Raw genomic sequence first — 14,378 nt, forward strand, 5'->3', positions numbered from 1 at the left:
TACTTCAGTCAATATCTACAGTCGCAATATGATAGCATCATCAGATATTTAAATAAGGAAAGCAGCAGATGTCCAATGCCACTACAGTGTCTCAAACTAATGGAATTCACTATTTTCTTGAAGGTTGGAAACTGATACGCCTGCCTGGAATCCGCCGTTTCGTTATCATTCCTTTAATGGTTAATTTTTTACTCATGGGGATGGCGTTTTTTTGGTTGTTTATGCAGTTAGGCCAATGGCTACCCGCAATGATGTCTCATGTTCCCGGCTGGTTGGGATGGTTGAGCTATCTGCTATGGCCGATAACCGTCATAACCATTTTATTGGTTTTCAGTTATTTTTTTTCAACGGTAGCAAACTGGATTGCAGCACCGTTTTGTGGGCTGTTATCTGAACAACTTGAAGCCGTATTGACGGGAAAACCGTCACCCAATGCGGAACTGACTGGCATTCTGAGAGACCTTCCGCGTGTTCTGAAGCGCGAGTTACAAAAACTGGCATGGTACTTACCCCGCGCAGTCATGCTCCTCTTGTTATACTTTATACCGGGATTAGGCCAGACTATCGTTCCCCTGCTATGGTTTTTTTTCAGTGCCTGGGTACTGTCAATTCAATATTGTGATTATCCTTTTGACAATCACAAAGTCAGCTTTCATCAAATGCGCAATGCCCTGCGAGAGCATAAAACTGACAATATGCAATTTGGTACTCTCGTCAGCCTGTTCACCATGATCCCCCTGCTCAACCTGATCATCATGCCGATTGCGGTATGTGGCGCAACGGCAATGTGGGTTGACCGATATAAGAATAATGTAAGCGCAGTTCGCTAGCCCTTATACCTTTTTATTAGCCCTTATTGCCGCAATACATATGCATATACGATTTCTTCACTTCTCAGGAAGATTCAACGCGGTATGCTCTCAAGGATGCCACAATTTCATACAGTTAAGGATGGGCCATGGGTAAGATCTATGAAGATAACTCGTTAACAATCGGTCATACGCCACTGGTTCGACTGAACCGCGTGGGCAATGGCCGCATTCTGGCAAAAGTTGAATCCCGTAATCCGAGCTTCAGTATCAAATGTCGTATTGGATCAAATATGATTTGGGATGCAGAAAAACGAGGCATTCTCACTCCCGGCAAAGAACTGGTGGAACCCACCAGCGGTAATACAGGTATTGCACTGGCGTACGTTGCTGCCGCACGCGGATACAAACTTACCCTGACAATGCCCGAAACGATGAGCGTGGAACGTCGCAAGCTGCTTAAAGCACTGGGCGCAAACCTCGTTTTGACCGAAGGTGCCAAAGGTATGAAAGGCGCAATCAGCAAAGCAGAAGAGATTGTCGCCAGCGATCCTGATAAATTCGTTCTATTACAACAATTTAGTAATCCTGCCAACCCAGAAATTCATGAAAAAACCACGGGGCCGGAAATTTGGGAAGATACAGAGGGTAATCTTGATGTCTTTATCGCTGGAGTGGGGACCGGTGGAACATTAACAGGTGTCAGCAGATTTATTAAAAATACCCAAGGTAAAAAAGAGTTGCTTACTGTGGCCGTGGAGCCAGCCGACTCGCCAGTTATCACACAAGCGCTGGCAGGTGATGAAATCAAACCGGGTCCACATAAAATCCAGGGCATCGGGGCGGGCTTTATTCCCAGTAATTTGGATCTGAGCCTGGTGGATCGTGTGGTGACAATTACCAATGAGGAAGCCATCTCCAGCGCGCGCCGTCTGATGCAGGAGGAAGGCATCCTTGCAGGGATATCTTCAGGGGCTGCCGTGGCGGCGGCGCTGAAACTCCAGCAGGAGGCCTCATTTGCAGAAAAAAATATCGTCGTCATCCTTCCTTCTTCCGGTGAACGCTACCTCAGCACAGCACTTTTTGCCGATATTTTCACTGAGAAAGAGCTACAGCAGTGATCTGTGGTCTCCGAATTTTCTAAAAAAGCACCCAAAAGGGTGCTTTTTTGTGGAGTACATCAAATTTTTGCCCCCACCTGGATTGCATTTACCCTTTAGGGTCTGGTATCAAGGCTCGCAATTATTTCGAACCACAAAATTAATCGCTCCATGAAATGGATCAAGCTAAATTAATTTACTGGTTTGGCGGAGCGGCGCAAAACACGGCATAATGGTTGATGGAATGCGAGTAAAAAAACCAGTTACAGACCCGTGGCCTCGTAATCCTTATTTGCGCATTTTGTGGCACGTCTCCGCACGCAGTCAAGCGCGACTTATTCAGTCTAAAGTTCAGCTATATAGCCAGACTTTAGAACGACAACACAAAATCAAATTAAGTTGGGGAAATATAATGTTCCAGCAAGAAGTTACCATTACCGCACCGAACGGCCTTCATACCCGCCCTGCTGCTCAGTTCGTGAAAGAGGCTAAAGCTTTCACCTCTGAAATCACGGTCACTTCCAATGGCAAATCTGCCAGCGCCAAGAGTTTGTTCAAGTTGCAAACGCTTGGTTTAACCCAGGGCACCGTTGTCACGCTTTCTGCTGAAGGTGAAGACGAACAAAAAGCCGTTGAACACCTGATTAAGCTAATGGCAGAGCTTGAATAAGCATTTATTCTCTCAGGCGGGTCTTAGAAATTTTTGCCACTGACGCTGTCGCGAATGCTGAATTCGCGACAGCGCGTTTATGTATGGTTTTCACTGTCAATCAACAGTTTCATTCTGCTTAAGTGACATTGACAACGGGTTTACAAAATTAACATGTGGCCAATAGTTTCAGGAATGACAGTCATGGCAGTTGTCCGTTATTAAAAAAGGTAGGGTTATGATTTCAGGCATTTTAGCATCACCAGGTATCACTTTTGGCAAAGCACTTCTGCTTAAAGAAGACGAAATAGTTCTCAACAGGAAAAAAATTTCTGCCGATCAGACCGGACAAGAAGTCCAGCGTTTCCTTGAAGGCCGTGATAAAGCAGCAGCACAGCTGGAAGTGATAAAAATCAAAGCTGGCGAAACTTTCGGTGAAGAAAAAGAAGCAATCTTTGAAGGCCACATTATGTTGCTTGAAGATGAGGAACTTGAGCAGGAAATCATCTCCCTAATCAAAGACGATTTGGCTTCTGCCGACATGGCCGTTCATTCTGTTATCGAAGGCCAGGCAAAAGCCCTGGAAGGACTTGATGATGAATATCTGAAAGAGCGTGCTGCCGACGTTCGGGATATTGGCAAACGTTTACTGCAGAACATACTGGGCCTGCAGATCGTCGAACTCAGCGCTATCGCAGAAGAAGTGATACTGGTCGCAAAAGATCTGACCCCCTCAGAAACTGCGCAATTAAATCTGGACAAAGTTCTTGGTTTCATTACCGATTTAGGCGGTAGAACGTCACATACTTCGATTATGGCTCGTTCACTTGAATTACCGGCCATTGTTGGAACAGGGAATGTGACCGCTCAGGTTAAAAATGGTGATTTTCTAATTCTTGATGGCGTCAATAATAATATTTATATCAATCCGCCTCAGGAAAAGATTGATGAGTTAAAAGCCATCCATACGCAGTACGCAAGCGAGAAAAAGGAACTTGCGAAACTGAAAGATCTACCTGCCATCACGCTTGATGGTCATCAGGTCGAAGTGTGCGCCAACATCGGCACCGTGCGAGATGTAGCCGGGGCAGAACGAAATGGTGCTGAAGGCGTCGGTTTATATCGTACCGAATTCCTTTTTATGGATCGTGATTCATTACCCAGCGAAGAAGAACAATTTCAGGCTTACAAAGCTGTTGCTGAAGCCATGGGTCAACAAGCAGTTATTGTACGCACCATGGATATCGGTGGTGATAAAGATCTCCCCTATATGAATCTGCCAAAAGAAGACAATCCTTTCCTGGGCTGGCGGGCAATCCGTATCGCGATGGATCGCCCAGAAATTCTGCGTGCTCAGTTGCGCGCAATCCTTCGTGCCTCGGCATTTGGCAAGCTGCGAATTATGTTTCCAATGGTTATTTCAGTTGAAGAAGTGCGTATTCTAAAAGCCGAACTGGAAAAACTGAAATCTCAGCTGCGCGACGAAGGCAAAGCTTTCGATGAAACTATCGAAGTCGGCATTATGGTTGAAACCCCAGCTTCTGCCGCCATTGCTCATCATCTGGTTAAAGAAGTGGACTTCTTTAGCATCGGCACCAACGATTTGACGCAATATACGCTCGCCGTCGATCGCGGTAACGATCTTATCTCACATCTTTATAACCCCATGACGCCTTCAGTGCTGACACTCATCAAACAAGTCATTGATGCATCGCATGCCGAAGGAAAATGGACTGGAATGTGTGGTGAGCTGGCTGGTGATGAACGTGCTACACTACTTCTACTGGGTATGGGACTTGACGAGTTCAGCATGAGTGCCATTTCTATTCCGCGCATCAAGAAAATCATCCGCAATACGAATTTCAAAGATGTAAAAGCGTTAGCAGAGCAGGCCATGGCTCAACCTACTGCGGAAGAGTTGATGAACCTGGTTAACAAGTTCATTGAAGAAAAAACACACTGCTGATACCAGATGACGCTGGCCCAAAATTACTGTTTAGGAGAAGATCATGGGTTTGTTTTCAAAACTTTTTGGCGATAAATCAGATAGCGCATCTGGCGTCGTTGAAATTGTTGCGCCACTGTCCGGTGAAATTGTGAACATTGAAGATGTACCGGATGTTGTTTTCGCGGAAAAAATCGTTGGCGACGGCATCGCTATCAAGCCTACCGGAAACAAAATGGTAGCGCCGGTTGACGGCACTATCGGTAAAATTTTCGAAACCAATCACGCTTTCTCCATTGAGTCGGATAACGGTATTGAACTGTTTGTTCACTTCGGTATCGACACCGTGGAGCTTAAGGGAGAAGGCTTCAAACGAATTGCGGAAGAAAACCAGAAGGTTAAAAAAGGAGATGTTGTGATCGAATTTGATCTGAGCCTGCTGGAAGAAAAAGCAAAATCAACACTGACGCCCGTGGTTATTTCTAATATGGATGAAATCAAAGAACTGGTAAAACTGTCTGGTAGCGTTGTGGTCGGCGAAACGCCAGTTATTCGTATCACAAAGTAAGCAGAAGATGTATTAGCTCAGACCTGATCTGACAGTTACCGAGCCTGTAATTTAAATTGTGTATCTGCCTGTTTTTGATATCTTCATTTCGATAACGGAGACAGGTAATTATGGACGAAAAAAGACTCAAAGCCCTTGCGGCTGAACTGGCTAAGGGGCTGAAAACCGAAGCCGATCTCAACCAGTTTTCCCGCATGCTGACGAAGCTTACAGTTGAAACTGCGCTCAATGCTGAGCTGACTGACCACATCGGACACGAAAAGAACGCACCCAAAACAGGCTCAAATACCCGCAATGGTTATTCGTCAAAAACGTTGTTGTGCGACGATGGTGAGATTGAAATCAGTACACCACGTGATCGTGAAAGCACCTTCGAACCTCAGCTTATTAAGAAAAATCAGACACGTATTACGCAGATGGACAGTCAGATCCTGTCGTTGTATGCAAAAGGCATGACCACCCGGGAGATTGTCGCCACCTTCAAAGAAATGTACGATGCGGACGTCTCACCCACGCTGATATCGAAAGTCACTGATGCGGTGAAAGAGCAGGTATCTGAGTGGCAAAACCGTCCGCTGGATGCTCTGTATCCCATTGTTTATCTTGACTGTATTGTCGTAAAAGTTCGCCACAGTGGCACTGTAATTAACAAAGCCGTATTCCTTGCTCTGGGTATTAACACCGAAGGCCAGAAAGAATTACTGGGCATGTGGCTCGCAGAAAATGAAGGTGCGAAGTTCTGGCTCAGCGTGCTGACTGAGCTGAAGAATCGAGGTCTCCAGGATATCCTGATTGCCTGCGTGGATGGCCTTAAGGGCTTTCCGGATGCGATAAACAGCGTGTACCCGCAGACGCATATCCAGTTGTGCATTATTCACATGGTACGCAACAGCCTGAAATACGTGTCATGGAAGGACTATAAAGCCGTTACTGGCGGTCTGAAAGCGGTTTATCAGGCTCCGACAGAAGCAGCAGCGCTGATGGCCCTGGATAAGTTCGCTGATGTCTGGGACGACAAATATCCGCAAATCAGCAAAAGCTGGCGTGCACACTGGGAAAATCTCAATACGTTCTTTGGTTATCCACCAGATATACGTAAGGCTATCTACACCACGAATGCCATCGAGTCGCTGAACAGCGTTATCCGGGCAGCGATAAAGAAACGCAAAGTGTTCCCGACAGATGACTCAGTGCGCAAGGTGATATATCTGGCAATCCAGTCGGCCTCGAAAAAATGGAGTATGCCGATCCAGAACTGGCGGCTGGCAATGAGTCGCTTTATTATCGAGTTTGGTGACCGCCTGAGCGATCACCTTTAATACGGTGGCAGATACACAGAATTATTTACAGGGTCCAGTTACCGGTTATTTATACAGGTGTCTGTCGGATTACATCCGGTTCAGATTCTTTTCTGCCCGGCCCCGTTTTCCATCAGGTAACCTGGCCATCGGTGTTCGCCCGCAGCACATTTTTCCCTGATGAGTTCGCTCATTATTGTCATGCCACAACCACTTATCCGGATCTGACCGCAGGCTTTCCAGGCCCCCGTATAACGTCTTGCGGCACGCAACCTGATAAAATTCCTGCAAAATGATTTTATGGAACCGCCCGCAAATACCCTTGATCTGCGGGGACATCGCCTTCGTTTTTGTATGGCCGATATCGTTGATGGCCAGATAAAGCTGATAATCATGCTGTATTGTATGAACGCCTCCCCGTTTGGAAAGCTTCCGTTGTTCTGACATCGACGAGTAGTTGCAGCTCTGTATCCGGCTTTATTGCAGTCAGAGCTGCAGGCCACTATGAGATGCGCAGACTCACTCCTTATTCCTCCGGCAAGCTTTACGTTCAGCGCAGCATTCCGGTTTAGTGAGTCCCGGTCTTACATGTCCTGGTCATCACACTGGCCGCCATAGTAACCTTTCAGCATCCACCCTTTTTTAAGAGTTAATGTTTATCGGTATCAACGATTAATACGGTCTGATACTGACATGATTATTGTCATACTTACGATCATGGGCGGCTATCGCCCATACTGTTCGCGTCAGCTTGTTTGCCATCTCCACGATGGCTACGCTGGTCGGATGTCGTGTTATCCACGGACCTGGCTCTTTAGCCCGCAATGCTGCTGCCCATGGCCCATGGATAAATAATGTCCGGAGGCAGGTGTCACCACGCTTGCTTATCCCCGGCAGTCTAACTTTGCCTCCAGTACCGGTTTGTTTAGGCAACAGACCAACATACGCAGCGAACTCTCGTCCGGATTTAAATGCAGATGCTTCTCCCATCGTGGCGACTGCAGCCGTGGCGATGAGGGTCCCACGCCAAGGATTTCCATCAACCGCTTACAGGTTTCACTCTGCCGTGCCACACTGATAAGCTGTTTTTCAATATCATCTATCAGCGAGTCCAGTTCGTTCAGTCTGTTGTACTGAACCTCCAGCAACGCGATGAGATATGGTGGTAGTTTCCCGCTCATTCGTTCCAGGGCGGCCAGCAACTCTCTGCCCATCGCAGCGCGACCTTTATGGATGGTTTCACCGAACCCGAGAAGCGTGCCATGCAGAGCATTAATCTGCACGGTCCGGCACTTCACCAGTTGCCTGCACGAACGGTGCCGAACCAGTACTGACTGCTGTTCTTCTGTTTTCACCGCGATACCCTTGCCGGGTTGTTGAACCACCATCCAGACAGCCCGAGCATCCATCACGTCATTCTTGTTGCCCATGACGAATGCTTTAACGAACCGGGCCTGCAATAACCGGACGTTGTACCCCAGCTTCTCCAGCTCACGCGCCCAGCACTGAGAGCCTCCACAGGCCTCCATACCAATCAGGCAGGGTTCCCGGTGACTGAAGAACGTCAGAAAATCCTTGCTGCGTAGCTGCTTATCCACCACGTCACCCGTGTGCTCATTGATGAAGTGGACCTGAATCAGATGCTTTGCGATATCAACGCCAACCGGTATATATTTCATGCTGTGGGGCCTCCCGTCTGAGGGTGCTTTATGCACCCCGTATTGGGTACTATGACGCCGGAAATCGGCGAGGCTCCACACTTTCCTGACCTTTCCTTAAATCCATTTTCGTGCTCCACATTTTACGATTGGGGATGCGTTCATCTTATTCCTCCTTACCACAGTACTCCGTTCCCCTGTCGGTCAGTCTTCTCAGCACCGGCAGCCCCTGAGCCTCACAGAACGGCAGTCGGCGGCAGTGTTCGGCGTTTTACTCGTATACCGCTTGCAGTGCGCCACTTTCGGGTATGTATCCACGAACGTCTGTGGGCAGATACGGCCCCCCTTTCAGATTGCCAGCACAGAAGGTGTCCTGCGACCCGGGATAGCCCGGGTGAGCGGTCTCGATTTCGCCACTGGCCTCATCATCATGCGCCTTTTTCTCCAGCGCGGCGATTGGGGCACCGGTAAGCACGATACCTTCTCTGGCGAACTTTTCCTCAGGCGCCTTCAGGCGTTTACGGAAGTTCTCCAGGTCGTGTCGTTGCCAGATGGCGCGCACGCCGCTGCCGGAGGTAAACACGCCTTTTTTACGCAGCTCATCACTGGTCCGGTGCTGCACGGGGGCCGGGAACTCAACGGCGTATTCAACAACCGCGCGTTCAGTGGCTTCGTCGGCGCGGTTCGTCAGGTTGGGACCCCGGCGGTTCTGGTTAACCAGCGCGTCAATGCCGCCTTCAGCAGCCAGTTCCTGATAACAGTAGAAGGTGTCGCGTGACACGCCCGTGCTCTTGCAGGCTGTTGATACGTTACCGGGTTATTCGGCGAGATTGAGCAGGCCGGCTTTGTGTTTGATGATGGGATTGTGAGTATGGAGCATGAGGGTGACCTCGCGTTTTGTATAAGGATTCGACACCCATATCAGAACCGGTAACCCTCAATCTTTCAGGGTCCGCTGTCAGATTACGTCGCGACTAATACAAATTATTCATTACGTCAACTTCGTGTTTTTGTCGCTGTAACAAAACAGGGAAGCTTTAGTCAGGCAGACCAGGCTATTGGTCTTAGCCAGCCAGCGGTCAGTCATAGTATAAAAGAGTTGGAAAGTGAGTTAGGGATACGCCTGCTCGACAGAACAACCCGCGAGGTGCAGCTTACTGAGACAGGCAATTGTCTCACCGCCTTGAAAGGCTGCCTGAAGAACTGAATACAACCCTGTTGGATATTCGCAGTTATGGTCAGCAGAGAGGTGGTACGGTGCGTGTCGCTGCCAGCCAGATCCACTTTCCTGACATCACTGTGATGCTGTGTGACAGGCCCCGGCATTGAGTACTGGAAAGTGTCCATAATGTTGAAGTTGATTTGGGATTGTTATCTGGCCACTCACCTCACAGGCCTTCGAATGTGAAGCTATCCTCGATGAACCTTTTTTGCTGTTATGTCGGCAGGACGATCCTTTGGCGCACTCCTCTCCTGTGCACTGGCAGCTGCTCAATCATCGCCGGTTTGTTTTGCAGGATTATGCTTCGGGTAGCCGGGTATTGATAAACCAGGTGTTGCAAGCGCAAAAAATCCAGACGGAAATAGTGCAGGAAATTGGCCATCCGGCAACGCTATATCCGATGGCGGAGGTGGTATTGGCATCAGTATATTACCGGCGCTGGCCTTGCCTTTACCACAGGGTAGAGCGCTGCTGACAGGCAGAATGGTGCCGGAAATCAACCTGACAATTATGCTGGTACGCCGTAAAAATCGCTCGCTGACGCTACAACGCCATGATATGCCAGTGTTTTAGATATACACATTCACCGAGCTGGTCGCGGCAGGACGATTAACGCCGTCAGCGGTCTGATAATCAGACGGTGGGTTGCAGCCTCTTTTTTGCTGTCTTGCTTTTGTTGAGCAACTTCAGCCTGTTGCTGTTCAATTTGAGCCTGAACCATCTGAATCTGACTGTCGATTACCTGTTCCTGTTCCGATTTTTGCTCATCGGTCAGAGTAGTATCGCTACTCAGGCTTTTAGTTGGTTCTGTAATTGAACAATTTGCTTATTGAGACTGTCAATTTGTGAGGCAGAACCACTACCACCTGAACTTGCGGAAGCGATTGAGGTGCTGGAACTGAGCGTGCTCATCGTTTTCTCTTTTGTAATAAACCAAAACAGTTATTGGCGACGACCACAACATACTTTATGTTGAAGAACGTAAAAAAGATGATAAAAAATTATAATGCTGGTTTTGCGAGAGAATGTGTCCAATGCACAGAATAGGTCGCTCAATACTGTGACGGGCAATTGCAATAAGGTAACAAGGGAAAATCCGTGGTGCCTTTATGAAGCCATTAGCGTCAGGTGGGCAGTCTGCTGCAACGCTGCCTGGTCTGTTTTGTGCACTCACAGAACAGCAAAAATGCACCTTCAGAGTGCCTTATTAATTGGTGGGTCGTGCAGGATTCGAACCTGCGACCAATTGATTAAAAGTCAACTGCTCTACCAACTGAGCTAACGACCCAATGTGGTGGGTGATGACGGGCTCGAACCGCCGACCCCCTCCGTGTAAAGGAGATGCTCTACCAACTGAGCTAATCACCCACTTTTACTGGTGACATCATTCATTTACATTCATTTAAGATGGTGGGTGATGACGGGCTCGAACCGCCGACCCCCTCCGTGTAAAGGAGATGCTCTACCAACTGAGCTAATCACCCATCTCAAAGAATTCTGTTTTTACTCAACACTACGGGCTGACAATTTGTCTGGTGGGCGATGACGGGCTCTAACCGCCGACCCCATCCGTGTAAAGGAGATGCTCTACCAACTGAGCTAATCACCCCCGCTGTGTGGAGTCGCATTATAGGCATCGCTTGAAATGAGTCAACGCTTTTTAAAACGAAAATGCGCGTTCGTTTTAAAATTAAACAGGCTGTCGTGCTTTTGTGCATAAATAGTGGTTTGTTACGCGGTTTTCTCATTAAACACCACAGGCCGTGGGGAATGCCGTTGAGGATTCGTCTTCACGTGATAGAATGTTGCCCAGTTTTTATTGTTGTTTCAGATTTCATTCGGCCCGTGCCGATTGTGATAGCGTAATTAAGGCTGCTGCTAATGAAAATTAAAACCCGCTTTGCGCCAAGCCCCACTGGCTATTTGCACGTAGGTGGTGCCCGAACCGCACTTTACTCCTGGTTATTTGCCCGTAACCATGGCGGTGAGTTTGTTCTACGTATCGAAGACACAGATTTAGAGCGATCCACGCAACAGGCTATTGACGCTATTATGGATGGCATGAACTGGCTCAATCTCGACTGGAATGAGGGTCCTTACTACCAGACGAAGCGTTTTGATCGCTACAACTCGGTTATTGATGAAATGCTGGAGGCGGGTACAGCATATAAATGCTACTGCTCGAAAGAACGTCTGGAGACACTGCGTGAAACGCAGATGGCAAATAACGAAAAGCCCCGCTATGACGGTCTCTGCCGCAACGGGCATCCTCATGTTGATGGTCAACCTTTTGTCGTACGCTTTCGCAACCCGCAGGAAGGATCGGTTATTTTCAATGACCAGATTCGTGGCCCAATTGAATTCAGTAATCAGGAACTGGATGATTTAATCATCCGGCGGACAGACGGCGCACCGACGTATAATTTCTGCGTGGTTATTGATGACTGGGATATGCAGATTACGCATGTCATTCGTGGGGAAGACCATATCAACAATACGCCACGTCAGATCAACATTCTGAAAGCGATTGGCGCACAAATACCAGTTTACGCTCATGTCTCAATGATACTGGGCGACGACGGTAAAAAACTCTCGAAGCGTCACGGTGCCGTTGGCGTAATGCAATATCGCGATGACGGCTATCTACCAGAAGCATTGCTCAATTATCTTGTCCGCCTGGGGTGGTCTCATGGCGACCAGGAAATTTTTAGTATTGAAGAAATGACGCAATGGTTCGATCTTGACGCGGTGAGCAAATCAGCCAGCGCGTTTAACACTGAGAAATTACAGTGGTTGAATCATCACTATATTAATAATCTTGCGCCCGAATATATTGCCACTCATTTACAATGGCACATTGAGCAGGAAAAAATTGATATACGCACTGGACCTGAACTCGCGAAATTGGTGAAAGTCTTAGGTGAACGCTGCAAGACCCTGAAAGAAATAGCTGCTACCTGTCGCTATTTCTATGAAGATTTCGATGAGTTCGATGCAGATGCAGCTAAAAAACATCTGCGTCCCGCCTCCCGCCAGCCTTTGGAACTGGTGCGCGATAAGCTCGCAGCAATTAGCGAGTGGAACGCTGAAAACATCCATCATGCAATTCAGTCTGCGGCCGAGCAACTGGAAATTGGCATGGGTAAAGTTGGTATGCCCTTAAGAGTCGCGGTGACGGGCACTACTCAGTCTCCCTCGTTGGATGTCACGGTAGAGGCCATCGGTCAGTCCCGTTCTGTTGCCCGTATTGAAAAAGCACTTGGCTTTATTGCAGAACGCGAGGCGCAGGCATAATTTTCAGCCAGTAAAAATCTATGGTCCCCATCATTTTTGCAACACTGATTTTTGATTAATGCTGGCTTGCCTAAATCTGTCCGGGGTCACTATGGGCATGGAGTCCCGCGCCCCGATGAGTTCCGCACCGGATTAACCTTAAAAACCGCACGACTTCAGAGATCCATTTTTTATGTCAGTTTTTCATCAGGCCGACAGGCCGTTCATGTCATCAATAATCCGTCTTCGCAAAACCAGACTGGGAACTACTTAAATTAACGATTCACCTGCCAGTCAGGCTGGCGTCATCATTACTTTTCGAACACGGTCTGCCGTGTCGTGATTGCCCACGCTATCCGGGCTAATTTGTCGGCCAGTCCACAACACACTACGCAGGGGTGTTTTTTTGCCAGCAGCGCCCTGACCCGGCCAGCTAGCCTGACTGATAAGCTCTTCTCTGAATAAAGACTCTGGCGCACCGCGCAAGTAACCGGCGCAGGTTTTTGTCTCCGCGTTTACTTATCCCTAAAAGCGTATTTTTTCCGCCGTGCTGTACTGCCGTGGCACCAGACCAGCTGAGGCAGCAAAATCCCGGCTACAGGCATGTTGTTTACCGTCGCCCGGTTGCGATGGCAGGACGCTGGCGGTTACTGGCACAACACCGGATATTGCCTGAAGACGTTGTCCTGTTTCATCACAACTCAGTTCCTGCTCCAGGGCCGTTTCAGGCCCGGTGATCTGTTCGACAAGGTAAAGATAATGAGCATGTAAGCGCATCAGCAACTGTGCCAGATAGTGTGGAAGTTCATTCTCTGCAAGGACGGTTGAAAGCTGTTTTATCACTGCGGCTCCGATTGGGAATACTGCTGCCAAATTCCAGTAAAAAAGCATGCATCTTATTGGTTGTTTTGACTTTATCTCTGAGAAGCGATTCCCTGACGCGGTGAAGTGCCCGCATGGCCTGCCGGGCTTCAGTTCGTGGTTGCACAAATCGCATTGAGGGACGGGGTTCTGCTTCGCATATGGCTTTCGCATCGACAAAATCGTTCCTGTTGCTCTTAACAAAAGGGCGGACGAACTGCGGAGAAATCAATTTTGCTTCATGGACTAAATCAGCGAGCCGGCGAGCCATAAAATGGGTGCCGGCGCTGGCTTCCATCACAACGCTAGCCGATGTGCAGCCAGCCAGAAACTCAATAAGTTTGGTACGGGCAACCTTTTTACGTAGTAATGCCTTGCCTGATTTATCCTGGCAGTGAATGTGGAAGGAATGCTTGCCGAGAACGGATACCAATACACGTAACGTTTTGCATGATGGCCTTCCCCAGAAAGAAAAACCCCCTGTCAGCGTAGCGCTCACAGGGGATGGGGACCATCTCATTAACCGCCCCGAAGAGCGGTTTTAAAGGCACCCACAGCGGCAAACGGAAGAAGCCCTTGCTTGTGCTGCCTGATTCAACATACCGACAGAGACAGCTCCTGTTGGTCATCTTGCCCACCGGATGATGCTATATGTCAGTAATAATAAAGCCGGCTGTTTATTCTATCATATTTTCTTTGCCTATTTAACTCGGAGATGAAGGGAAAGAAAGTATTACAATAAGTTGTATCACCTCGCGGAATCGTGCGTCTCCGGTCGCAGAAAATGCCCTGATATTATTTAGCGGCTCGACCTGGATTCTGCCCATAAAGTTTTCCGTCTCACGTTTCAATTCACTCCTCTTTTCAATCAATAAGAAAATTAACAATGAGCAAAATAAGAAACCATTTTTGCCGCTTGCGCTGTCAATTTTAAAAGGTCGGAGTGCTATTTAAGAATGGTATTGATGGCGAAGCTGCACGCAACCAGAGACGTA

8 protein-coding genes, 4 tRNA genes and 5 pseudogenes are annotated in these 14,378 nt (G+C 48.2%); 8 read left to right on the top strand and 9 right to left on the bottom strand.

Annotated features, from left to right (window positions below; translation table 11 throughout):
- Positions 1 to 68 precede the first annotated feature (68 nt).
- The 6 genes from cysZ (at position 69) to LU633_RS18095 (ending at position 6,390) form a co-directional block, all read left to right on the top strand.
- Entirely contained in the window at positions 69 to 830 is a 762-nt protein-coding gene (gene cysZ / locus LU633_RS18070) for a sulfate transporter CysZ (protein ID WP_016190130.1), read from the top strand.
- Between the two features lie 128 nt (positions 831 to 958).
- On the top strand, positions 959 to 1,930 hold the full coding sequence (cysK, locus tag LU633_RS18075; protein ID WP_016190131.1) for a cysteine synthase A: 972 nt from the start codon (positions 959 to 961) through the stop codon (positions 1,928 to 1,930).
- Between the two features lie 391 nt (positions 1,931 to 2,321).
- Complete coding sequence (ptsH, locus tag LU633_RS18080; protein WP_016190132.1) at positions 2,322 to 2,579, top strand: phosphocarrier protein Hpr; 258 nt, start codon at positions 2,322 to 2,324, stop codon at positions 2,577 to 2,579.
- 217 nt (positions 2,580 to 2,796) lie between these two features.
- Positions 2,797 to 4,524 carry a phosphoenolpyruvate-protein phosphotransferase PtsI gene (gene ptsI, locus LU633_RS18085; protein ID WP_016190133.1) on the top strand — a complete coding sequence of 576 codons (1,728 nt, stop codon included), beginning with the start codon at positions 2,797 to 2,799 and terminating at the stop codon, positions 4,522 to 4,524.
- A 43-nt stretch (positions 4,525 to 4,567) separates the two neighbouring features.
- The gene (gene crr, locus LU633_RS18090) at positions 4,568 to 5,071 is read left to right on the top strand and encodes a PTS glucose transporter subunit IIA (protein WP_016190134.1); all 504 of its coding nucleotides are present in this window, start codon (positions 4,568 to 4,570) and stop codon (positions 5,069 to 5,071) included.
- A 110-nt stretch (positions 5,072 to 5,181) separates the two neighbouring features.
- The gene (locus LU633_RS18095; RefSeq protein WP_046371917.1) at positions 5,182 to 6,390 is read left to right on the top strand and encodes an IS256 family transposase; all 1,209 of its coding nucleotides are present in this window, start codon (positions 5,182 to 5,184) and stop codon (positions 6,388 to 6,390) included.
- A 69-nt stretch (positions 6,391 to 6,459) separates the two neighbouring features.
- On the opposite strand, the pseudogene LU633_RS18100 reads toward LU633_RS18095, so the two are convergent.
- The 3 pseudogenes from LU633_RS18100 to LU633_RS18110 all read right to left on the bottom strand — a co-directional run.
- Positions 6,460 to 6,768 (bottom strand): annotated as a pseudogene (locus LU633_RS18100) (IS481 family transposase); the annotation flags it as partial.
- Between the two features lie 273 nt (positions 6,769 to 7,041).
- Positions 7,042 to 8,048, bottom strand: a pseudogene (locus LU633_RS18105) (IS110 family RNA-guided transposase).
- 148 nt (positions 8,049 to 8,196) lie between these two features.
- A pseudogene (locus tag LU633_RS18110) lies at positions 8,197 to 8,907 on the bottom strand (helix-turn-helix domain-containing protein); the annotation flags it as partial.
- A gap of 75 nt (positions 8,908 to 8,982) precedes the next feature.
- On the opposite strand from LU633_RS18110, the pseudogene LU633_RS18115 reads away from it, so the two are divergent.
- Positions 8,983 to 9,792, top strand: a pseudogene (locus LU633_RS18115) (LysR family transcriptional regulator); the annotation flags it as partial.
- Between the two features lie 40 nt (positions 9,793 to 9,832).
- Here LU633_RS18115 and LU633_RS18120 read toward each other — a convergent pair.
- The 5 genes from LU633_RS18120 to LU633_RS18145 form a co-directional block, all read right to left on the bottom strand.
- Positions 9,833 to 10,063, bottom strand: coding sequence for a FlxA-like family protein (locus tag LU633_RS18120; protein WP_325175740.1), 231 nt, complete (start codon positions 10,061 to 10,063; stop codon positions 9,833 to 9,835).
- A gap of 398 nt (positions 10,064 to 10,461) precedes the next feature.
- Positions 10,462 to 10,537 (bottom strand) — tRNA-Lys (locus tag LU633_RS18130).
- 4 nt (positions 10,538 to 10,541) lie between these two features.
- Positions 10,542 to 10,617: transfer RNA gene (locus tag LU633_RS18135), tRNA-Val, on the bottom strand.
- 40 nt (positions 10,618 to 10,657) lie between these two features.
- A tRNA-Val gene (locus tag LU633_RS18140) sits at positions 10,658 to 10,733 on the bottom strand.
- A 49-nt stretch (positions 10,734 to 10,782) separates the two neighbouring features.
- Positions 10,783 to 10,858 (bottom strand) — tRNA-Val (locus LU633_RS18145).
- 272 nt (positions 10,859 to 11,130) lie between these two features.
- Here LU633_RS18145 and gltX point away from each other — a divergent pair.
- Positions 11,131 to 12,543, top strand: coding sequence for a glutamate--tRNA ligase (gene gltX / locus LU633_RS18150; RefSeq protein ID WP_016190137.1), 1,413 nt, complete (start codon positions 11,131 to 11,133; stop codon positions 12,541 to 12,543).
- A 290-nt stretch (positions 12,544 to 12,833) separates the two neighbouring features.
- On the opposite strand, the pseudogene LU633_RS18155 reads toward gltX, so the two are convergent.
- Positions 12,834 to 13,835, bottom strand: a pseudogene (locus LU633_RS18155) (IS110 family RNA-guided transposase).
- Positions 13,836 to 14,378: the final 543 nt, after the last annotated feature.

This window comes from Erwinia tracheiphila (assembly GCF_021365465.1).
Lineage (GTDB): Bacteria > Pseudomonadota > Gammaproteobacteria > Enterobacterales > Enterobacteriaceae > Erwinia > Erwinia tracheiphila.